This window comes from Curtobacterium sp. PhB25, assembly GCF_004365375.1.
Taxonomy (GTDB): domain Bacteria; phylum Actinomycetota; class Actinomycetes; order Actinomycetales; family Microbacteriaceae; genus Curtobacterium.
In genome coordinates, this window is the sequence record NZ_SODR01000010.1 from 72,581 (window position 1) to 92,109 (window position 19,529).

Genomic DNA, 19,529 nt, shown 5'->3' on the forward strand with positions numbered 1-19,529 from the left:
GGTGGCCCCGTTCCGGGTCACGTGGCGGTCGGGAGGCGCGTGGCGGCCTGGCCACGGGCCTCCCGTCCGCCCTGTGCGGTGTCCAGCACCCGGCGCGCGTCGCGCACGCCGGCTCAGGCGGGCACGCCGCCGGGGTAGACGACCGACTTGAGGGACTCCGGGTCGGTGTCGCTCTCGAGTGCCTCGCGGACCTCGTCGAGACCGAACCGACCCGTCACGAGCGAGTCGAGGTCGATCTGTCCGGACGCGACCAGGCCGATCGCGACGGGCCAGGTGCCGGTGTAGCGGAAGATGCCGGTGACCGTGACCTCGAGGTTCTGGATGTGCTCGACGGGCAGGGTCATCTCGGAGTTGCCGAGCCCGACGAGCACCGCGGCACCGGCCGGTCCGACGGCCTTGATGCCGTCGGAGACGGCTCGGGGAGCACCACTGGCGTCGATGAACGCGTCGACCGGTGCGATGTCCGAGGCGACGGACACCACGGTCGGGTCGACGACCTCGGTGGCGCCGTACTGCAACGCACGCTCCCGGCGCTCGGGGACCAGGTCACTGATGACGATCCGGGTGGCGCCGAAGGCCCGCGCGGCCTGGGCGCAGATGATCCCGATCGGACCGGCACCGGCGATGAGCACCGAGGAGCCGGGGACGATGCCGGCCTTGCGGACCGCGGCGATCCCGACGGACAGCGGTTCGAGCAGGGCACCGGCCTCGAACGAGACGGAGTCGGGCAGGACGTGGGCGAACTCGGCCTCGATCGTGACGAACTCGGCGAAGGCACCGTCGACCGGCGGGGTCGCGTAGAAGCGCATGTGCGGGCAGAGGTTGTAGCGGCCGGCCAGGCACTGCGCACAGCGGTGGCACGGGCGCTGCGGTTCGACGGCGACGCGCTCCCCGACGCGGGCGGGGTCGACGCCCGCGCCGACGGCGGTGATCGTGCCGGACAGCTCGTGACCGAGGACGAGGGGCTCCTCGACGACGAAGTCCCCGATGCGGCCGTGGCGGTAGTAGTGCACGTCGGAGCCGCACACCCCGACGGCGGCGACCCGGACGAGCACGTCGCCCGGTTCGACCTCGGGGACGGGGCGGTCCTCGACGGTCAGGTCCTGGGTCCCGAGCAACACGCTGGTGCGCTGGCGCTGGATGGAGGTCATGGGGTTCTCGCTTCCTCGGCCGCGGCGTCGCGGTCGGACGTGGGGGTGGTGGAGCGGTCGGGCGTGTGGGTGGTCGTGGTGCCGGGTGGAGCTGGCCTCGGGACGAGCCGGGCTGCCGTCGGGTCGCGCAGCAGGTCGCGGAACCCGAGTTCGGCGGCACCGCGGAGCAGCACGTCGCCACCGAGCGCCGCCGGAGCGATCCGCAGCCGTTCGGTCACGGCGGCCATCGACTGGGCGCGGACCTCGACCTCGATGCGGTCGCCGACGTGCTCGAGCAGCACCCCGAGGAACCCGCCGAGGACGACCACCTCGGGGTTGACGGTGTGGATCGCGTTGCGGAGTGCGGTCGCGAGAGCGGTGACCTGGCGGTCGACCACCCGCTCGACCTCGGGTCGGCGTTGCGCGAGCACCGCGGCGAGCGCGGACGGGTCGTCCGGAGCGACACCGGCCGCCGCGACGAGGGCGTCGCGCGAGGCCTCGGTCTCGAGGCACCCGACGGCCCCGCAGTGGCAGCGGACACCGTTCGCCGCGACGAACGTGTGGCCGAGCTCGCCGGCGTAGCCGTCCGCGCCGCTGAGGGGCCGGGCGGCGCTGATGACACCGCCGCCGATACCGCTCGCGCCGCCGTTGAGGTAGATCAGGTCGTCGACTCCGCGGCCGCTGCCGTACAGGCGCTCCGCCCAGGCACCGGAGTTCGCGTCGTTCGTCGCACGGACCGGCAGGCCGGTGCGCTCGGCGAGGGGACGGGCGATCGGTTCGTCGTGCCAGCCCAGGTGGGGCGCGGAGCGGACCACGCCGTCCTCGACCCGTACGGTCCCGGGCACGGCGACGCCGATGCCGGCGATCCGGGCGGGTGCGGCGTCCCCGGCGACCAGCTCGTCCAGGAGTCCGGCGATGGTCTCGACTGCCTGGGCAGCGGTCGGGGCCGAGCGACTCGACGCCACCGCACGGTCGCGCACGCTGCCGTCGAGCCCGACCAACGCGACGGTGACGGCGTCCACCTCGACCGTGACGGCGACGGCGACCACCTCGGCGGCAGCACGAACGACGGGGCTCGGACGGCCGACGCCAGGGCTCGGACTGCCCGCGACACCGGCGCTCGTGCTGCCCGTCGCGGGGACGTCCTCGTGCACGAGTCCGCGCTCCACCAGTTCACCGACGAGCGTGAGCGTGGTCGACCGGTTGAGTCCGGTGCGTCGGGTGATCTCGGCGCGGGTGATGGGACCGTCCTCGTGCACCAGGCGGAGGACGCGCGCAGCGTTGCCGCGTGTCGGGGTCTGCGCGACGACGGGTGCCGCTGTCAGGCGAGCCATCGGGTCCTCTCGGTCGTGCTCCGTGTGTGCTGGCCCATCCTCGCGTGTTCGGTCCTTCCCAGAACGCCCGCGATGGGAAGCGGGATCGGGCACACCTTGTCGAAACGAACGACCAGGTACACCCGGATCCGGCAGGTACGCCCGGAACCGCCGGTCACCGCGAACGCGAGAACGCGGCGTCGAACGAGGCCTCCGGCGGCGCGATCGTGCCGAGCTGCCGCACGAACGCCAGCGCTTCGGGTCCTCCGACGAGTCGGTCCATGCCGGCGTCCTCCCACTCGACGCTGGTCGGGCCGGTGTACCCGATGTGGTTCAGCACGCGGAACACGCGCTCCCACGGCACGTCACCGTGTCCGGCGGTCACGAAGTCCCAGCCGCGGCGCGGGTCACCCCACGGCAGGTGCGAGCCGAGCCGGCCGTTGCGCCCGTCGAGCTGCTTCACCGACTCCTTGCAGTGCACGTGGTACACCCGGTCGGCGAAGTCGAGCAGGAACGCGGCGGGGTCGAGGTCCTGCCAGACGAAGTGGGAGGGGTCGAAGTTGAACCCGAACGCCGGCCGGTCCGCGAAGAGCTCGAGCGTGCGCTTGGCGGTCCAGTAGTCGTAGGCGATCTCGGACGGGTGCACCTCGAGCGCGAAGCGGACCCCGACCTCCTCGAACACGTCGATGATCGGCGACCACCGGTCGTGGAAGTCCTGGTACCCGGCGTCGATCATGCTCGGCGGGACCGGCGGGAAGCCCGCGACGGTCTTCCAGATCGACGACCCGGAGAACCCGGTGACGGTGTCGACCCCGAGTGCCGCTGCGGCGCGTGCGGTCCACTGCAGTTCCTCGGCGGCACGCTGTCGGACACCTCCGGCCTCGCCGTCGCCCCAGACGTGCGGCGGCAGGATGTCCTCGTGCCGCTGGTCGATGGGGTCGTCGCACACGGCCTGGCCGACCAGGTGGTTCGCGATGGTCCAGACCTGCAGCCCGTTGCGTTCCAGGATCGCCTGCCGCTCGGCGACGTACGCCGGGTCCGTCGCGGCGCGCCGGACGTCCAGGTGGTCGCCCCAGCAGGCGATCTCGAGTCCGTCGTACCCCCAGTCGCCGGCGAGCCGGGCGACCTCCTCGAAGGGCAGGTCGGCCCACTGTCCGGTGAACAGCGTGACCGGCCGGGAGGCCCGGGTCGGCTCCGCCTGGTCGCTCGTGTCCGTCGTCGTCATCGTCGTCGTCCTTCCGTGCGGTGGTCGAGGTGCGTGCTGTGTTCGAGGGCTGTCACCACGACCCGGGGTCGGACCCGGCGGGGACGGTGGCGGGGCGGTCGACGCGCGAGTGCACGTCGACGACCGCGTGGTCGCGGGCCGCGGCCGAGACGGCCTCCATGACCTCGAGCACGTGGAACGCGAGGTCGCCCGACGCCCGGTGCGGACGGTCCGTGTCGATCGCGTGCGCCAGGTCGGCGAGCCCGTACCCACGGCCGGCGTCGGCGTACCCGGCGGAAACCGGCAGCTCGCGCCACTCACGGTCGTCCGACGTGGCGATCGACACCGGGTCCGAGAACCGGTTCGGGTCCGGCACACCGAGGGTGCCGGCCGTGCCGTACACCTCGAAGAGCGGTGCGCGGGTCGCCCACACCTCGAACGAGACCGTGACGGTCGAGACGACACCGTTCTCGTGTTCGAGGATCGCGACCACGTGGGTGTCGATGTCGACCGGGATCGACGTGCCGGCGTTCGGTCCGGTCGCGATGGTCCGCTCGCGGGTGGAGCGGGTGGCACTGCCGCTCACCCGGACGACCGGTCCGAAGAACGTGACGAGGCTGGTCAGGTAGTAGGGGCCCATGTCGAGCAGCGGGCCACCACCGGGCTGGTAGTAGAACGCGGGTGCCGGGTGCCAGAGCTCGTGGCCGGGGGCGCTCCAGGCGACGGCGGCACCGACCGGGGTGCCGATCAGGCCGTCGTCGAGGGCGGCCCGCGCGGTCTGGATGCCGGTGCCGAGAACGGTGTCCGGGGCGCTGCCGACCCGCAGGCCCGCGGCCCGGGCGGCCTCGAGCACCGGTTCGGCCTCGGCCGTGGACATCGCCAGGGGCTTCTCGCCGTAGACGTGCTTGCCCGCGGCGAGCGCCCGGGTCGCGACGTCGGCGTGGGCGGCGGGGATCGTCAGGTTGAGCACCACGTCGACGTCGTCGGCCGCGAGCAGCTCGTCGACGCTCGTGCCGCGCACGCCCTGCGCGGCACCGACCGCCTGCGCCCGGTCGACGTCGAGGTCGGCGACCGCGACGAGCGACAGTCCGGGCAGGGACGGGAAGTGTTCGAAGTACTGCTGGCTGATCACGCCGACGCCCACCACCCCGACGCGGAGGACGGGTTCGTTCACCGTGCTGCCCACAGGAGGCCCCTCTCGATGATGGTGCGGAGTGGCTGCGATTCGACGACCTCGAGGCGGTGCCCGGGTGCGGAGACGAACACGCGGCCAGCACCCCACTGCCGAGTCCAGATCGCCGGGGCGGTGACCGGACGGTTCCAGGCGTCGAAGTCGCGCGCTTCCTGCGTGGTGGTCGCGAGGACGTCGTTGTACTCGTCGGACAGCACCCAGTACTGCTCGGTGACGAGGTCGAAGTCCTCGATGCCCTGCGTGATCGGGTGCGATCGTCCGAGGTCGGTGAGGTGCACCGTGTACGGGATGTAGTTGTCGGACTGCTCCCCGACGCGCTCGTCGGGGTGCTTGCCGGCGTGGTGGGCGAACTGGCCGCCGACCATGTGCAGGTAGTCGGCGGTGTTCCGGAACGCGTCCGCGATCCCGCCGTGCCAGCCAGCCAGTCCGGCGCCGTCCAGCACCGCGCGCTGCAGCCCGGCGAACTCGTCGTCGGCGATGGTCGACATGGTGACGACCTGCACGATCAGGTCGACCTCGGCCATGACGGACCCGTCGGCGTAGACGGCCGTCGAGTCCGACACCCGGACCGCGAATCCGTTGTCGCGCAGGAACGGGACGAACAGGTCGGTGGTCTCGACGGGCTGGTGGCCGTCCCACCCCCCGCGGACGACGAGCGCCTGGCGTGTGCCGTCGGCGGCGGTCACGCGGTCGCCGTCCAGCTGCTGCCGTCGGCGGCACTGCGTTCGACGGCGTCGAGCACGCGTTGCACGTGCAGGCCGTCCTCGAACGAGGGCGACAGGTCGGTGCCGGCCACGACCGCCTCGACGAAGTCCTTCACCTGGTGGCTGAAGGTGTGCTCGTACCCGATGAGGTGTCCGGTCGGCCACCACGCCGCCATGTAGGGGTGCTCGGGTTCGGTGACCAGGATGCGGCGGAAGCCCTGCTCTCCCGCGGGTGCCGACGACTCGTACAGCCGCAGTTCGTTCATGGACTCGAGGTCGAACTGGATCGCGCCCTCGGACCCGCTGATCTCGAGCGTCAGGCCGTTCTTCCGGCCGGTGGCGTAGCGCGTGGCCTCGAACGTGCCGATCGCGCCGTCGGCCGCACCGCCGCCGAGTCGGGCGGTGAAGAACGCGGCGTCGTCGACGGTGACCTGCCCGCGCTCGCTCGACGCCGTGCCGGAGAGTCCGACGCCGTCGGCGAGCAGGGGGCGCTCGGTCACGAAGGTCTCGAGCAGACCCGACACCCGGGTGAGCTCGGCGCCGGTGACGTGCTCGACGAGGTCGATCGCGTGCGCGCCGATGTCTCCGAGCGCCCCCGAACCGGCGAGCTCCTTGTCGAGGCGCCAGGTCATCGGGCCGTCCTCGTCGGCGAGCCAGTCCTGCAGGTAGAGCGCGCGGACCTGGCGCACGGTGCCGATCCGGCCGTCCTGCACGAGCTGTCGGGCGAAGGCGATGGCCGGCACCCGGCGGTAGCTGAACCCGACCATGGCGCGGACCCCGTGCGCCCGGGCGGCTGCGGCAGCGGCGGTCATCGCCTCGGCCTGTTCGACGGTGTTGGCGAGCGGCTTCTCGCACAGGACGTGCTTGCCGGCCTCGAGCGCGGCGATCGCGATCTCGACGTGCGACGACCCGGGCGACACGATGTCGACGACGTCGATGTCCGGGTCGGCCACGACGGCGCGCCAGTCGGTCGACGCAGCCTGCCAGCCGTACTGCACGCGAGCCGCCTCGGTGCGTTCCGGGTCGCGCCCGACGATCATCGCCATCTCGGGTTCGACCCCGAGATCGAAGAACCTGGGGGCGGTCCGCCACGCCTGTGAGTGCGCGGCTCCCATGAAGCCGTGCCCCACCATGGCGATCCGCAGTCGTTGCTGCGCCCTCGAAACACTTGCCATCCGCTCGCTCCTTTGCGATCACGTCCTTGCCACAGCCAACACTACCGCTTATGTTGGGCGCGGCAACATTTTGTTTCGACGACGAACGGTGACCACCATGGCAACGACGCCCACCCGTGCAGACAAGTTCTCCTTCGGTCTCTGGACCATCGGCTACAACGGCTCCGACCCCTTCGGCGGGCCGACCCGTCCGGCCCTCGACGTGGTCGAGGCGGTCGAGAAGCTCGACGAGCTCGGCGCCTACGGCCTGACCTTCCACGACGACGACCTGTTCGCGTTCGGCTCGACCGACGCCGAGCGGCAGACGCAGATCGACCGCCTCAAGGGTGCGCTCGACTCCACCGGCCTCATCGTGCCGATGGTGACGACGAACCTGTTCTCCGCACCCGTGTTCAAGGACGGCGGCTTCACCTCGAACGACCGGCAGGTCCGCCGCTTCGCGCTCCGCAAGGTCCTGCGCAACATCGACCTCGCCGCCGAGCTCGGTGCGTCGACGTTCGTGATGTGGGGCGGCCGCGAAGGCTCCGAGTACGACAGCGCGAAGGACGTGCAGGCCGCACTCGAGCGCTACCGCGAGGCCGTCAACCTGCTCGCCGACTACGTCACCGACAAGGGCTACGGCATCCGCTTCGCCATCGAGCCGAAGCCGAACGAGCCCCGCGGCGACATCCTGCTGCCGACCCTCGGCCACGCGATCGCCTTCACCGAGACCCTCGAGCGCCCCGAGCTGTTCGGCATCAACCCCGAGGTCGGCCACGAGCAGATGGCGGGCCTGAACTTCACGGCCGGCATCGCCCAGGCGCTCTACCAGGGCAAGCTCTTCCACATCGACCTCAACGGTCAGCGTGGCATCAAGTACGACCAAGACCTGGTGTTCGGTCACGGCGACCTGCAGAACGCGTTCTCGCTCGTCGACCTGCTCGAGCACGGTTCGCCGCAGGGCGGCCAGGCCTACGACGGCCCGCGCCACTTCGACTACAAGCCGAGCCGCACCGAGGACATCACGGGCGTCTGGGACTCGGCGGCCGCGAACATGCGCATGTACCTACTCCTCAAGGAGCGCGCGCAGGCCTTCCGCGCCGACCCCGAGGTGCAGGCCGCGCTCGAGGCCTCGAAGGTCGGGGAGCTCAGCACGCCGACCCTGAACGACGGCGAGTCCTACGACGCCTTCCTGTCCGACCGCTCGGCCTACGAGGACTTCGACGCCGACGCGTACTTCGGCGGCAAGGGCTTCGGCTTCGTCCGGTTGCAGCAGCTCGCCATCGAGCACCTGCTCGGCGCGCGCTGACAGGCTGCGGGGATGACACAGCTCGTCGCCGGCGTCGACTCGTCGACCCAGTCCTGCAAGGTCACGATCCGCGACGCGGCGACGGGTGCCGTCGTCCGTGAGGGACGTGCCGCCCACCCGGACGGCACGTCCGTCGATCCCCGCCACTGGTGGGACGCCCTCGGCACCGCGGTCGCGGACGCCGGCGGGCTCACCGACGTCGGCGCCGTCGCGATCGCCGGGCAGCAGCACGGCATGGTCGCGCTCGACGCCGACGGTCACGTGGTCCGCGACGCCCTGCTCTGGAACGACGTGCGCAGTGCGGATGCGGCCGCGCAGATGGTCGAGGAGATCGGACGGGAATCCTGGGTCGCCCGGACGGGACTGGTCCCGGTGGCATCGTTCACGGGTACCAAGCTGCGGTGGCTCCGCGACGCCGAGCCGGACAACGCCGGCCGCGTCGCAGCCGTCGCGCTCCCCCACGACTGGTTGTCGTGGCGGCTGCGCGGGTACGGCCCGGCCGACGAGAGTCCGCTCGGCCCCGACCTCGACGCACTCGCGACCGACGCCTCGGACGCCAGCGGCACGGCCTATTGGGACCCGGTGCGCCGGGAGTACGACCCGGAGCTGTTCGAACTCGCGCTCGGTCGCCCGATGCGCGTCGCCGGCTCCGAGCCGACCGCGGACACGGTCGTCGTGCCACGCGTGGTCGCCCACGACGAGGCGATGGGGACGCTCGACGTCGACGTCACGCTGCCCAACGGCGCGGTCGCGCCAGCCGGACTGGTCGTGGCGGCCGGACTCGGCGACAACGCCGGTGCGGCGCTCGGACTCGGGCTCGCTCCCGGGGACATCGCGGTGTCCCTGGGGACCAGCGGGACCGTCTTCGGCGTCACCGCGACCGAGGTCCTGGACCCGAGCGGGACCGTGGCGGGCTTCGCCGACGGGACCGGGTCGCGCCTCCCGATCGTCACGACGCTCAACGCAGCCCGCGTGCTCGAGGTGATCGGCGGCCTGCTCGGCGTGGACCACGACGCGCTCGGCGAGCTGGCGCTGCAGGCGCCGGCCGGGGCCGACGGCCTCGTGCTGGTGCCGTACTTCGTCGGCGAGCGCACGCCCAACCGGCCGGACGCGACCGCGTCACTGCTCGGGATGACCCCGGGCACGACCGACCGACCGCACCTGGCGCGCGCCGCGGTGGAGGGCATGCTCTGTGCCCTGGCCGACGGACTCGCCGCGGTCGAGGGGACCGGCGTGACCGTGTCGCGACTGCTGCTCATCGGCGGGGCCGCGCGGAACGAGGCCGTCCGGACCGTCGCCGCACAGGTGTTCGGGCGCGACGTGCTCATCCCGGAACCCGGCGAGTACGTGGCGTCCGGGGCCGCGCGTCAGGCAGCCTGGGCGTTGACCGGCGCGCTGCCGTCGTGGGACATCGCGACGACGACCGTGCCGGCGGACCCGCACCCCGAGGTGCTGGAGCAGTACCGCGCCGCGGCGCGCTGACCGAGGAGACCCATGGCACGCACCGACCTCCCGCTCGACGAACTCCGTCGACACCGACCCGAGGTCCGGCGACCGGCCGACTTCGACGCGTTCTGGGCGGACACGATCACCGCGGCCCGGGCGGCCGGAGCGGAGACGGCTCCCGTCCTCGCTTCGGCCGACACCCCCGTGACCGGACTCGTCGTCGAGGACCTGACGTTCCCGGGGTTCGCCGGCGATCCGGTGCGCGCCTGGGTCTCGCGACCGCTGGCCGGTCGTGACACGGCGCTGCCCGTCGTGGTCGAGTTCCTCGGCTACGGCGGCGGCCGCGGGCGCCCCGGCGAACGCGTGCACTGGGCCCTCGCCGGGTACGTGCACGTCGTCATGGACACCCGTGGCCAGGGCAGCGGGTGGGCCGGCGGCGACACCCCCGACCCGCACGGCTCCGGACCGCACGCGAGCGGGTGGATGACGAGCGGCATCGGCTCCCCCGCGGACCACTACTACCGCCGGGTGTACACCGACGCCGTCCGCCTGGTGGATGCCGTGCGGACGCTGCCCGGTGTCGACCCGTCACGCATCGCCCTGACCGGCGGCAGCCAGGGCGGGGGCATCGCCATCGCCGCAGCTGCCTTGGTGGAGGCCCACGTCGGACCGATCACCGCGGTGCTGCCCGACGTCGCGTTCCTGTGCGACTGGGAGGGCGGCACCGACATCGCCGTCGGGGGCCCGTACCTGGAGCTCGCGACCTACCTGTCCGTGCACCGCGACGCAGCCGACACGGTGTGGGACACCGCGGCGTACTTCGACGGGGTGAACCACGCCGCCGGCATCACCGCCCCGGCGCTGTTCTCCGTGGCCCTGATGGACGACGTCGTGCCGCCGCGCACGACCTTCGCCGCCTTCAACGCACTCGGGTCGGACGACACGCACGCGTCGGCCGACCGTGAGATCGAGGTCTACCCGTACAACGGGCACGAGGGTGGCGGCTTCCGGCACTGGGAACGGCAGGTGGCGTTCCTGCGCGCACGGGGGTGACGGCGACGGCCGCGTAGCGTGACCGACGACCACCCGGGCCGCCGCGGTCGCTCGCCGCTCACTCCCCCGAAGCGCGCTCGATCCGCTCGAGATGCTCGACGCGCTCGAGACCGCCCCGGCACCGGTCGACGTACTCGGCGTACAGGTCCGGCCGCTGCTCCCGCGCCCACCGGGTCACGTCGACGAGGTGCAGCGCGGTGAGCGACGCCAGGGTCGCGTGGTCAGCCGGGCTGGCCAGCCCTGCGGCGGCGGTGAACTCGTCGTACTCGGCCCGCGAGATCGTCGCGTCGACGAACGCCCACTCGAACACCCGACGAGCGTCGGTCCACGGTGACGGACCGGTCTCGGCAGCACCCCAGTCGATGAGCACGGGCGCACGACCCGGTCCCCGTGCGATCAGGTTCCGCGGTGCCAGGTCACCGTGCGCGAGTCCGAACGCGAAGTGCTCCGCGGCCAGCCGCTCGAAGTGCCTCAGGAGCGCGCAGGCCGAGGTGTAGGCACCGTCGTGGCGGAGTGGGTCGTGCGCGACGAGCGCTGCGCTGTTGTACGCCAGGTGCGCCGACCACGCCCGAGACAGGTCGGTGCCGAAGCGGGTGTACAACGACGGCGGCGCCTCCGCCAGGCTGATCGAGGCAACGGTGCGAGCGGACGACCCGAGCCACGTCCAGGGGTGCTCGATCGGCCGCGGGTCGGGTTCGACGTACTCGGACACGATGAACGGGACGCCGTCCTGGACACCGTGGCCGAGGGGCCGAGCGACGGCGATGCCCGCTGCGGCAGCCGCTCGCGCTGCCCACGCCTCGACGGGGAACTCGTCCGAGCGCAAGGGGTCGACGGGGAACCGCACGACGACGTCGGCACCGGCCGCTCGCCGCACCCGGTACGTGTGGTTCACGGATCCGCCCAGCAGCCGTTCGGCCTGGTCGTCCGAGCTCCCGACGGCACGGAGGACCGCGTCCAGTCGGTGGCGGTGGGTGTCGTCGTCGAGCACGCACCCATCATGGCCGTCGGGGTGTCACGCCCGCCGCATCGTGTCCCGGGGGTACTCGCCGTGGCGCTCGAGGTAGGCGGCAGAGAACCGACCAGCGTGGGCGAACCCCCACTGCCGGGCGACGTCGGCGATGCTCGTCCCCGCCGGGTCAGCGTGCACGAGCTCGTCGCGCACCCGGTCGAGACGGACCCCGCGCAGGTAGCCGTTCGGGCTCACCCCGAGCTGCCGCTGGAACGCCTGCTGCAGTGCACGCAGGCTCAGGGAAGCCACCTCGGCCAGGTCGGTGCTCGTGATCGGCAGGTGGGCGTGCTCGTGCACGTACTCGACGGCCCGGCGGATGTGCGCGTTGCGCGGGAGCAGGAGTTCGTCCGGCAACGTGGCCGAGACGACCGGGTACAGCTCGAGCAGCGCCAGCGCCCCCAGCCGGCTCATCTCGGCCTGCAGCAGCGGTGAGACCTGCCGGTCGAGCACCGTGTGCGAGATGAGCTTGACGGTGTTCCGCCACATCGTCACGGCCCGGTCGTCGGGTTGCACGGTGTGGTCGAGCTGCACGCCGCCCGACGCCGCACCGCGCTCGCCGGCGACCTCCTCGAGCGATGCCCGGTTGATCTGCACGAGACGCTGGTCGTAGTCCTGGTACGTGAACGCGGCGCCGTCCTGCGGCCACAGCTGCGGCCGGCCCACGGCGCTCACGAGGCGGTCGTCACCCTCGCCGATGAAGCCGGTACCCCGGGTGATCCACTGCACGACGAAGTCGTCCGACGGCGTCATGACGCCGTCGAGGTGCCCGTCGAACCGGATCGCGCGCAACGTCATCGTCGAGTCGCCGACAGCTGAGTACCGGAAGGTGAAGGGCTGCGCGGTCGTCTCGGCGCGCCACTCGGAGGCGTCGTACGCACCGACCAGGAAGTCGCGTGCTTCGTCGACGTCGGCGGACCGGACGTCGTCCTGCACGCGAGCTCGTTCGTCTGTCATCGGTTCACCGAGAGCAGTGTGACCGAACGGACGCGCGTCGTCCGTGTCGCTGTCCGAGAAGCGCTACCGACGATCGTCGGCGCGTGGACCGGATGCTCGTGGCGACGGAACGATGTCCGGATTTCGACCGCCGGGCCGCTCACGACATCCGCGATCCGTCGAGTCGTCGGTACTGGTGCACACCGACGACCCCGCTGATCGTACGGTCGTCTCATCCGGCGGCAACGGGCCGCTCAGGAGAACACGAGGACGACATGACCGCCGCGACCGCAACCCCGGTCCACCCGATCAGCGCACCCAAGCTGGCCTTCGAAGCGACGGCGGTCACCAGCCGGCGCAACCGCCACCGGGGCTTCTTCAGCGAGCTGCGGGACGCTCAGCGACAGCGCACGCTGCAGATCGCCGCGGTGAGCACCGGCATCGTCTCGGTGAGCGTCCTCGCGTCGGCCGCCGCCGTGCTCGGACTCTCCGCGTGATCCGCGAGGGATCAGCGGTCGAGGACGTCCGCACCCAGGCCATCGACATGACCGCCCTCTTCGCAGAACAGGAACGCCACGATGCCTGAACAGCGCACGCTCGAACAGCTCCGCCGCAACCCGGTCGAATGGCGCCGACGCGGCCTGACGCCGCCCGCCGATCTCGACGAGATGGTGCAGGCCCGCCTCACCGCCCACATGGGCCACGCCGACCCGTCCTACGCCGACTTCTTCGCAGCCTGAACCCCGACCCCACTTCCCCATGACGCTCCTCACACTCACGCCCCCGGCCGTCGAGACGACCGCGCAGCGCACCGCATCCAAGGCCGCCGATGACCTCTTCACGGCGCACGGCGTGATCCCGGTGCGTTTCGAGGACGTCGCCGCGCACGCGGGCATGAGCGTGGACGAGCTGACGGCGGCCTACCCGTCCAAGCAGGCGCTCGTGGTGGCGGTCCTGCGACGCTGGCACGGCGCGTGGCGTCGGGCCCTGGACCACATCGCCACCACCTCGGCGGATCCCCGCGATGAGATCCTCGGCATCTTCAGCTACCTCGAGGAGTGCTTCGCGGACGAGGGGTGGCGCGGCTGCGCGTTCATCAACGGGCACGCCGAGCTCGGACGGCAGGACGTGGAGATCGCCGCGCTCGCAGCCGAGCACTTCCGCGACGTCGAGAGCCACCTCACGTTGCTCTGCACCCGTGCGGACATGCCGGCGCACATCGCCGAGACCCTGTCGCTGCTGGTCGAGGGTGCCCGGGTGGAGTCAGCCGTGCAGGGGTCGGCCAAGCCGGCCCGGAGCGCACGGCTCGGTGCGGCCATGATCATGTCGGTGTTCGAGGAGCGCACGACGTTCTGACCGGCGGCCGGACGTATGATCCGGGGAACCACTCGTCACCGAAGACGGAGACCGGAATGACGCGCACCGAGCCCACCACCGCCGCTCACCACGGCACCCCCAGACCGACCCGAGCCACCGCCTCGGTCGCCGCGATCCTGGCCGAGTCCGCCGCGCGGTACCCGGACGACGTCGCCGTGATCGTCGGCGACCACCGCACCACCTACGCCGAGCTGTGGTCCGAGACCCTGGCGTACGCCGGAGCGCTCCGGGCCCGCGGCGTCACCGAGGGATCGCGCGTGGCGATGCTCGTGCCGAACGTCGCGGACTTCGCCCGCGTCTACTACGCCACCCTCGCGCTCGGCGCCGTCGTCGTGCCCGTGCACGCGCTGCTCAAGCGGCGCGAGATCGAGTACCTGCTGCAGGACAGCGGCGCCATGCTGCTCGTCTGCGCCGCTCCGCTGCTCGCCGAGGGCGCGGCCGGCGCCGAGCTCGCCGGCGTCGACGTCATCACCGTGCTCGCACCGGCCGACCGCGACGACCACGACGACCACGACGGCCACGACGGCCCGGACCGCCTCGAGGCCCTGGCCGCGGCAGCCGAACCCCTCGACACCTACGTCGCCCGCGACCCCTTCGACACCGCGACGATCCTGTACACGAGCGGGACCACCGGCAAGCCGAAGGGTGCAGAGGGCTCGCACTTCGCCCTGCTCGAACAGGTCAACACGAACCTGATGAGCACCTTCGACATGCACCGCGGCGACGTCCTGCTCGGGGCACTCCCGCTGTTCCACACGTTCGGTCAGACCTGCACGATGAACACCGGGTTCCGCGCCGGCGCCACCATCGTGATGCTCCCGAAGTTCGACGGCGACGCAGCACTGTCGGCGATGGTCGAGCACGGCTGCGAGATCTTCATGGGGGTGCCGACGATGTACATGGCTCTGCTCGACGCCGCGACCCGCAACGACGCCCGCCCGGACCTGCGCTACGCGATCTCGGGCGGCGCGTCGTTGCCGTTGGCCGTCCTCGAGCGGTTCCAGACCGTGTTCGACGCGCCGATCCACGAGGGCTACGGCCTGACCGAGACGTCACCCGTGGCCACCTTCAACCACGTCGGCCGCGCGCCGCGACCCGGAACGATCGGGACGCCCGTGTGGGGTGTCGACGTCGAGATCGCCGACCCGGCCACCCCGGACGCGATCGTGCTGCTGCCGCACGGCGAGATCGGCGAGCTCGTCATCCGCGGGCACAACCTGATGAACGGGTACCTGGACCGGCCGGAGGACACCGACGCGGCGATCGTCGACGGGTGGTTCCGCACCGGCGACCTCGGCACGAAGGACGACGACGGGTTCCTGACGATCGTCGACCGCACGAAGGACATGATCATCCGCAACGGCTACAACGTGTACCCGCGGCAGGTCGAAGAGGTGCTGGCGACGCACCCGGACGTCACCATGGCGGCGGTCTTCGGCGTCCCGCACGAGCTGCACGGCCAGGAGATCGAGGCCGCCGTGGTGCTCCGCGCCGGTGCGACCGTCAGCCCGGACGAGCTCGTCCACTTCGTGTCCGACGAGATCGCGGCGTACAAGTTCCCGCGGGTCGTGCACGTGGTCGATGCCCTGCCCCTCGGACCGAGCGGCAAGGTCCTGAAGCGGACGCTGGTCGAGCAGTTCAGCACACCGGTCGACGCGGCGACTGCTCCGGCCTGACACCCTCGGAGCGTGATCACCAGGCCGCGTTCCGTCCTCCTCGCCGTCGCCCTGACCGCGGGCCTCGTCCTGACCGGCTGCACCGGCCCCGCGAACGCCGAGTCCGGCACCCCCGAATGGTTCGACGTCACGGGCTTCCAGCCCGAGGGGGCGGACCCCGCGCTGATCGACGCCAACGCATCGGCGATGGACGTCGTCGGCGTCGACGGGCTGCTGCTGAGCCGGACCAGCACGCGCGTCAGCACCCCCTCCCGCGAGGCGAGGACGCAACGCAACCGGGCGCACGCCCGCGGGCTCGAGGCGCAGCTGCTCGTCAGCAACTACGCCGACGGCGACTTCAGCGAGCCGATCGCCCGGAGGATGCTCCGGTCCCCCGCCAACCGGTCCCACGTCGTCCGCGCGCTCGCGACCGACGTGCGATCCGGCGGGTGGGACTCGGTCATGATCGACCTCGAGGCGTTGACCGCGGCCGACACGGCGGGGTTGACGGCCTTCGCGCGGGAGCTCCGTGCGGCGGTCGGCGACGACGTCCGGCTCGACATCGCCCTGTCGGCGTCGACGACCGCAGCCGGGTACGCGCGCATGGGGTACGACGTCCGGGCACTCCGCGCTCCGCTGGACCACCTCACACTGATGGCCTACGACCAGCACGGCCCGTGGGAGCCGGACGCACCGGGGCCGGTCGGGTCGTTGCCCTGGGCGTCGAAGTCCGCCAGGGCGCTCGCCACCCTCGCGCCCGCCGACCAGATCGTGCTCGGCGTCGCCGGGTACGGCTACCACTGGAAGGGGCCGCGACCGGCGGGGCAGCTGTCCGACGACCAGGCCCGTCGTCGCGTCCGGAAGGCCGGCGTCACCCCGACCTGGAACGCGACAGAAGGCGAGTGGACGGCGGCCCTGCCCAGCGGCGAGGTGCTCTGGTGGTCCGACGCGCGGTCGCTGCGCGAGCGCGTGGCCCTCGCCGAGCGGCTCGGCCTGACCGGGGTCGCCGTCTGGTCCCTGGACCTGTCCGACACGCTGGACACGGTGCACTGACGGCGACCGACGAGCGGACGGGAGGCCCGGTGCGGGCCCGCCACGGGCCTCCCGTCCGCCGCCGCACGACGCGACTGCCGTGGCGGGCTTGACAGCGTCGGCTAATGGTCTTAGCTTTTAGCTAACACACTTAGCCATGGAGGCAGTCATGCTCGAACACCTGCGCACCGACGAAGGCACCATCGCGTACGACGTCAGCGGCGACGGACCGCTCGTCGTCCTCGCACACGGCATGGGCGACAGCCGGCACGCCTACCGGTTCCTGGTCCCCGAGCTCGTCGCCGCCGGCTACCGGGTGGCGAACGTCGACATCCGTGGGTGCGGCGACTCGAGCACGGGATGGGCGTCGTACCAGCGCGCCGACATCGCTCGCGACCTGGTCGCCGTCGTCCGGCACCTCGGCGGCCCCGCGGTCATCGTCGGGCAGTCGATCAGCGGTGGGGCGGCCACCATCGCCGCCGCCGATGCCCCCGACGTCGTCGCCGGCATCGTCGAGCTCGCGCCGTTCACGCGGAAGCAGTCGTTCGACCTCGGCGGCCTGCTCCGGAACCGCCACCACCGCGCCGGCACGTTCCAGCTCGCCAAGGTGATGACGACGGGGAGCCTGGCCGGCTGGCTGGCCTACCTGGACCTCGCCGTGCCGACGAAGCCGACCGACTGGACCGAGGAACTGGGCCGCATCGAGTCGACGCTGCAGCAGCCGGAGCGGATGGCGGTGCTGCGCGCGATGACCAAGACCTCGCCCGCAGACGCCGGTGCACGGCTGGCGGACGTGCGGTGCCCCGTCCTGGTGATCGAGGGCAGCGCCGACCCCGACTGGGCCGTCCCGCGGGCCGAGGGCGAGCGGGTCCTGGCCGACCTGCCCGACGGGCTCGGCGAGCTGGCCGTCATCGACGGTGCCGGCCACTACCCGCACACCGAGACCCCGACCGAGGTCCTCGCACTCGTGCTCCCCTTCCTCGGCCGCACGCTCGCGCCGGTCGGCGGCCACCGTGGCTAGGGCAGGACTCGACCCCGCCGCCGTCACCACCGCCGCGGCGGGGCTGGCCGACGAGATCGGGCTCGCACGGCTGAGCATGAGCGTCGTCGCCGAACGGCTCGGCGTGAAGTCGCCGTCGCTGTACAAGCACGTCGACGGACTCACCGACCTGACCCGCCGGATCGCGATCCTCGCCGCGAACGAACTCGGCGACGACCTGCGCGACGCGATGCAGGGGCTCGCCGGCCGCGATGCCGTCGAGGCGGCCGCGCAGACCGTCCGCCGGTACGTGCAGCGGCACCCCGGTCGGTACGAGGCGACGGTCGGGATCCGTCCCACCGGGCCGGACGACCCGTTGGCCGTCGCCCTGGAGCGCACCCTCGCCTCGTTCGCAGCGGCGCTGCGCGGCTACGGGCTCGACCCCGCCGACGAGGTGCACGCGCTCCGTCTGCTGCGCAGTGTCCTGCACGGCTTCGCGACCATCGAGACGTCCGGTGGGTTCCAGATGCGCACCGACGTCGATGCGAGCTTCGAGTGGATCATCGCGTTCCTCGACCGGGGGTTCCGCGCGACGACCGCCGCCCCCAGTCATGGTCACGATCCGGACTCCCTGAACCGGTAGGGTTGTCACGAGCCAACATTCACTGCGGAAGGTGTGCCATGCCCCTCGACGATGAAGCCCCGGGTCGCGTGCTCGCACCGGGCCAGACCTGCCGGATCCGGATCTGGCACCGAGCCGACCGCAGCGTGACGACCGTGCACGAGTCCGCCGAGCGGCTCTACGAAGCGCCGAACTGGACCGCCGACGGCCGTCTCGTGCTGAACGGCGACGGGGTCCTCTGGACGATGCCGTCCGACGGTGCCGCAGCTCCGGAGCACGTCGCGATCGAGGGCGTCCCGCCCCTGAACAACGACCACGTGCTCGATCCCGACGGCGTCACCGTGCACGTCAGCGCGAACGACTTCCAGATCTGGAGCGCCCCGCTCGCCGGCGGCGCAGCGACCCGGGTCACCGCGGACGACGGCGGTCTGCACTTCCTGCACGGCGTCAGCCCCGACGGCTCCGAGCTCGCCTACGTCCGGCTCGACCCGTCCGGTGACGCCGTCTGGTCCTCGGGCACGATCCGGGTGATGGGCGTCGACGGCAGCTCGGACCGCGCCGTGACGACGGACCCCTCCGCGGCCGACGGCCCGGAGTGGACGCCGGACGGCGCGTGGATCCTGTTCAACACCGAGCAGTTCGAGTCCGCACCGGGGCACGCGCAGATCGCCCGGGTCCGACCGGACGGCACCGGGATCGAGCAGCTCACGGTCGACGAGCACGTCAACTGGTTCCCGCACCCCGCCCCGACCGACGACGCCGCCGTCTACCTGTCGTTCCCGCCCGGCACCGAGGGGCACCCGGCCGACGAGCGCGTGCGGTTGCGCCTCGTCACCGGTGACGGATCCGTCAGCGCCTGGGGACCCGAGGTCTGGCAGGCAGCCGAGACCATCGTCGAGCTCGACGGCGGGCAGGGCACCCTCAACGTCAACGGGTGGGCTCCCGACGGGTCCGCCTTCGCCTTCGTCGACTACCCCACCGGAGACCCCGCATGATCGTCCACACCGTCTGCTTCACGCTCGTCCACGCCGCCGGCTCCCCGCACGAGGCAGCGTTCCTCGAGACCGCCCGCGACACCCTGCCGGCGATCCCCGGCGTGCAGGACTTCACGGTGTCCCGCCAGGTGTCCACGCAGAGCGACTTCCGGTTCCAGTTCTCGATGGCGTTCGCCGACCAGGACACCTACTCGGCGTACGACGCACACCCCGCGCACCAGCGCTTCGTCGCCACCCGCTGGGCGGACGAGGTCGCATCGTTCCAGGAGTTCGACTTCGTGCCGCTGCCCGCCTGAGCGGGCGTCCGCTGGGCGCCCCAGGTTCCGAAATCCTCGCATCTCGGGGCACCCAGGGGCCGTCCACGGAACCTCGGGGAACGTGAGCGGCAAGTCGTGGAACCTCACGCCCGCGAACGCGAC

At 72.1% G+C, this 19,529-nt stretch carries 20 protein-coding genes; 12 read left to right on the forward strand and 8 right to left on the reverse strand.

The genetic code is table 11. The annotated features are described in order from the left end of the window. Positions 1-113 precede the first annotated feature (113 nt). From EDF51_RS17330 to EDF51_RS17355, 6 genes are all read right to left on the reverse strand, one after another. Positions 114-1,151, reverse strand: a complete 1,038-nt coding sequence (locus EDF51_RS17330; RefSeq protein WP_123294705.1) for an NAD(P)-dependent alcohol dehydrogenase — start codon at positions 1,149-1,151, stop codon at positions 114-116. Continuing rightward, positions 1,148-2,464: an ROK family transcriptional regulator gene (locus tag EDF51_RS17335; RefSeq protein ID WP_134195765.1), complete on the reverse strand. Its 1,317-nt coding sequence runs from the start codon at positions 2,462-2,464 to the stop codon at positions 1,148-1,150. Before EDF51_RS17335 ends, EDF51_RS17330 begins: the two co-directional genes overlap by 4 nt. A 154-nt stretch (positions 2,465-2,618) precedes the next feature. Then, entirely contained in the window at positions 2,619-3,668 is a 1,050-nt protein-coding gene (locus EDF51_RS17340) for a sugar phosphate isomerase/epimerase family protein (protein WP_134195766.1), read from the reverse strand. A 52-nt stretch (positions 3,669-3,720) separates the two neighbouring features. Beyond that, complete coding sequence (locus EDF51_RS17345) at positions 3,721-4,821, reverse strand: Gfo/Idh/MocA family oxidoreductase (RefSeq protein ID WP_134195768.1); 1,101 nt, start codon at positions 4,819-4,821, stop codon at positions 3,721-3,723. Beyond that, complete coding sequence (locus EDF51_RS17350) at positions 4,818-5,525, reverse strand: ThuA domain-containing protein (protein WP_134195770.1); 708 nt, start codon at positions 5,523-5,525, stop codon at positions 4,818-4,820. The genes EDF51_RS17345 and EDF51_RS17350 overlap by 4 nt, the downstream gene beginning before the upstream one ends. Then, positions 5,522-6,718 carry a Gfo/Idh/MocA family oxidoreductase gene (locus tag EDF51_RS17355; protein WP_243837153.1) on the reverse strand — a complete coding sequence of 399 codons (1,197 nt, stop codon included), beginning with the start codon at positions 6,716-6,718 and terminating at the stop codon, positions 5,522-5,524. The genes EDF51_RS17350 and EDF51_RS17355 overlap by 4 nt, the downstream gene beginning before the upstream one ends. Positions 6,719-6,815: 97 nt before the next feature. Between EDF51_RS17355 and xylA the strand changes: the two genes are divergently transcribed. From xylA to EDF51_RS17370, 3 genes are read left to right on the forward strand one after another with little or no spacing between them, the layout of a single operon-like run. Then, on the forward strand, positions 6,816-8,006 hold the full coding sequence (xylA, locus tag EDF51_RS17360; RefSeq protein WP_111084913.1) for a xylose isomerase: 1,191 nt from the start codon (positions 6,816-6,818) through the stop codon (positions 8,004-8,006). 12 nt (positions 8,007-8,018) lie between these two features. Then, positions 8,019-9,488 carry an FGGY family carbohydrate kinase gene (locus EDF51_RS17365; RefSeq protein ID WP_134195771.1) on the forward strand — a complete coding sequence of 490 codons (1,470 nt, stop codon included), beginning with the start codon at positions 8,019-8,021 and terminating at the stop codon, positions 9,486-9,488. 12 nt (positions 9,489-9,500) lie between these two features. Next, positions 9,501-10,505, forward strand: coding sequence for an acetylxylan esterase (locus EDF51_RS17370; protein WP_134195773.1), 1,005 nt, complete (start codon positions 9,501-9,503; stop codon positions 10,503-10,505). A gap of 58 nt (positions 10,506-10,563) precedes the next feature. Here EDF51_RS17370 and EDF51_RS17375 read toward each other — a convergent pair whose 3' ends face one another. Both EDF51_RS17375 and EDF51_RS17380 read right to left on the reverse strand, forming a co-directional pair. Continuing rightward, the gene (locus EDF51_RS17375) at positions 10,564-11,496 is read right to left on the reverse strand and encodes a phosphotransferase (protein WP_134195775.1); all 933 of its coding nucleotides are present in this window, start codon (positions 11,494-11,496) and stop codon (positions 10,564-10,566) included. 24 nt (positions 11,497-11,520) lie between these two features. Continuing rightward, a complete protein-coding gene (locus EDF51_RS17380) occupies positions 11,521-12,471 on the reverse strand; it encodes a helix-turn-helix domain-containing protein (RefSeq protein WP_134195777.1) in 951 nt (316 codons plus the stop codon). 254 nt (positions 12,472-12,725) lie between these two features. Between EDF51_RS17380 and EDF51_RS17385 the strand changes: the two genes are divergently transcribed. The 9 genes from EDF51_RS17385 to EDF51_RS17420 all read left to right on the forward strand — a co-directional run bounded on the left by EDF51_RS17385 (position 12,726) and on the right by EDF51_RS17420 (position 19,406). Further along, on the forward strand, positions 12,726-12,947 hold the full coding sequence (locus EDF51_RS17385) for a hypothetical protein (protein WP_131845250.1): 222 nt from the start codon (positions 12,726-12,728) through the stop codon (positions 12,945-12,947). 81 nt (positions 12,948-13,028) lie between these two features. After that, complete coding sequence (locus EDF51_RS20030) at positions 13,029-13,190, forward strand: hypothetical protein (RefSeq protein ID WP_165901319.1); 162 nt, start codon at positions 13,029-13,031, stop codon at positions 13,188-13,190. Positions 13,191-13,209: 19 nt separating this feature from the next. Next, positions 13,210-13,806 carry a TetR family transcriptional regulator gene (locus tag EDF51_RS17390; protein ID WP_131845249.1) on the forward strand — a complete coding sequence of 199 codons (597 nt, stop codon included), beginning with the start codon at positions 13,210-13,212 and terminating at the stop codon, positions 13,804-13,806. 56 nt (positions 13,807-13,862) lie between these two features. Then, positions 13,863-15,503, forward strand: a complete 1,641-nt coding sequence (locus tag EDF51_RS17395; protein WP_134195778.1) for a long-chain fatty acid--CoA ligase — start codon at positions 13,863-13,865, stop codon at positions 15,501-15,503. A gap of 12 nt (positions 15,504-15,515) precedes the next feature. Then, positions 15,516-16,535 carry a glycosyl hydrolase family 18 protein gene (locus EDF51_RS17400; protein ID WP_134195780.1) on the forward strand — a complete coding sequence of 340 codons (1,020 nt, stop codon included), beginning with the start codon at positions 15,516-15,518 and terminating at the stop codon, positions 16,533-16,535. A gap of 136 nt (positions 16,536-16,671) precedes the next feature. Further along, positions 16,672-17,535 carry an alpha/beta hydrolase gene (locus EDF51_RS17405; RefSeq protein ID WP_243837154.1) on the forward strand — a complete coding sequence of 288 codons (864 nt, stop codon included), beginning with the start codon at positions 16,672-16,674 and terminating at the stop codon, positions 17,533-17,535. Further along, entirely contained in the window at positions 17,528-18,136 is a 609-nt protein-coding gene (locus EDF51_RS17410; RefSeq protein WP_131878164.1) for a TetR/AcrR family transcriptional regulator, read from the forward strand. Before EDF51_RS17405 ends, EDF51_RS17410 begins: the two co-directional genes overlap by 8 nt. 38 nt (positions 18,137-18,174) lie before the next feature. Beyond that, positions 18,175-19,110: a hypothetical protein gene (locus EDF51_RS17415; RefSeq protein ID WP_134195782.1), complete on the forward strand. Its 936-nt coding sequence runs from the start codon at positions 18,175-18,177 to the stop codon at positions 19,108-19,110. Then, entirely contained in the window at positions 19,107-19,406 is a 300-nt protein-coding gene (locus EDF51_RS17420) for a Dabb family protein (RefSeq protein WP_123294686.1), read from the forward strand. The genes EDF51_RS17415 and EDF51_RS17420 overlap by 4 nt, the downstream gene beginning before the upstream one ends. Positions 19,407-19,529: the final 123 nt, after the last annotated feature.

What these genes read in the sequence shown, in the direction of transcription:
- EDF51_RS17330 (WP_123294705.1), bottom strand. Translation starts at nt 1,151, where the DNA reads ATGACCTCCATCCAGCGCCAGCGCACCAGCGTGTTGCTCGGGACCCAG.
- EDF51_RS17335 (WP_134195765.1), bottom strand. Translation starts at nt 2,464, where the DNA reads ATGGCTCGCCTGACAGCGGCACCCGTCGTCGCGCAGACCCCGACACGC.
- EDF51_RS17340 (WP_134195766.1), bottom strand. Translation starts at nt 3,668, where the DNA reads ATGACGACGACGGACACGAGCGACCAGGCGGAGCCGACCCGGGCCTCC.
- EDF51_RS17355 (WP_243837153.1), bottom strand. Translation starts at nt 6,718, where the DNA reads ATGGCAAGTGTTTCGAGGGCGCAGCAACGACTGCGGATCGCCATGGTG.
- xylA (WP_111084913.1), top strand. Translation starts at nt 6,816, where the DNA reads ATGGCAACGACGCCCACCCGTGCAGACAAGTTCTCCTTCGGTCTCTGG.
- EDF51_RS17365 (WP_134195771.1), top strand. Translation starts at nt 8,019, where the DNA reads ATGACACAGCTCGTCGCCGGCGTCGACTCGTCGACCCAGTCCTGCAAG.
- EDF51_RS17370 (WP_134195773.1), top strand. Translation starts at nt 9,501, where the DNA reads ATGGCACGCACCGACCTCCCGCTCGACGAACTCCGTCGACACCGACCC.
- EDF51_RS17380 (WP_134195777.1), bottom strand. Translation starts at nt 12,471, where the DNA reads ATGACAGACGAACGAGCTCGCGTGCAGGACGACGTCCGGTCCGCCGAC.
- EDF51_RS17385 (WP_131845250.1), top strand. Translation starts at nt 12,726, where the DNA reads ATGACCGCCGCGACCGCAACCCCGGTCCACCCGATCAGCGCACCCAAG.
- EDF51_RS20030 (WP_165901319.1), top strand. Translation starts at nt 13,029, where the DNA reads ATGCCTGAACAGCGCACGCTCGAACAGCTCCGCCGCAACCCGGTCGAA.
- EDF51_RS17390 (WP_131845249.1), top strand. Translation starts at nt 13,210, where the DNA reads ATGACGCTCCTCACACTCACGCCCCCGGCCGTCGAGACGACCGCGCAG.
- EDF51_RS17395 (WP_134195778.1), top strand. Translation starts at nt 13,863, where the DNA reads ATGACGCGCACCGAGCCCACCACCGCCGCTCACCACGGCACCCCCAGA.
- EDF51_RS17405 (WP_243837154.1), top strand. Translation starts at nt 16,672, where the DNA reads ATGGAGGCAGTCATGCTCGAACACCTGCGCACCGACGAAGGCACCATC.
- EDF51_RS17415 (WP_134195782.1), top strand. Translation starts at nt 18,175, where the DNA reads ATGCCCCTCGACGATGAAGCCCCGGGTCGCGTGCTCGCACCGGGCCAG.
- EDF51_RS17420 (WP_123294686.1), top strand. Translation starts at nt 19,107, where the DNA reads ATGATCGTCCACACCGTCTGCTTCACGCTCGTCCACGCCGCCGGCTCC.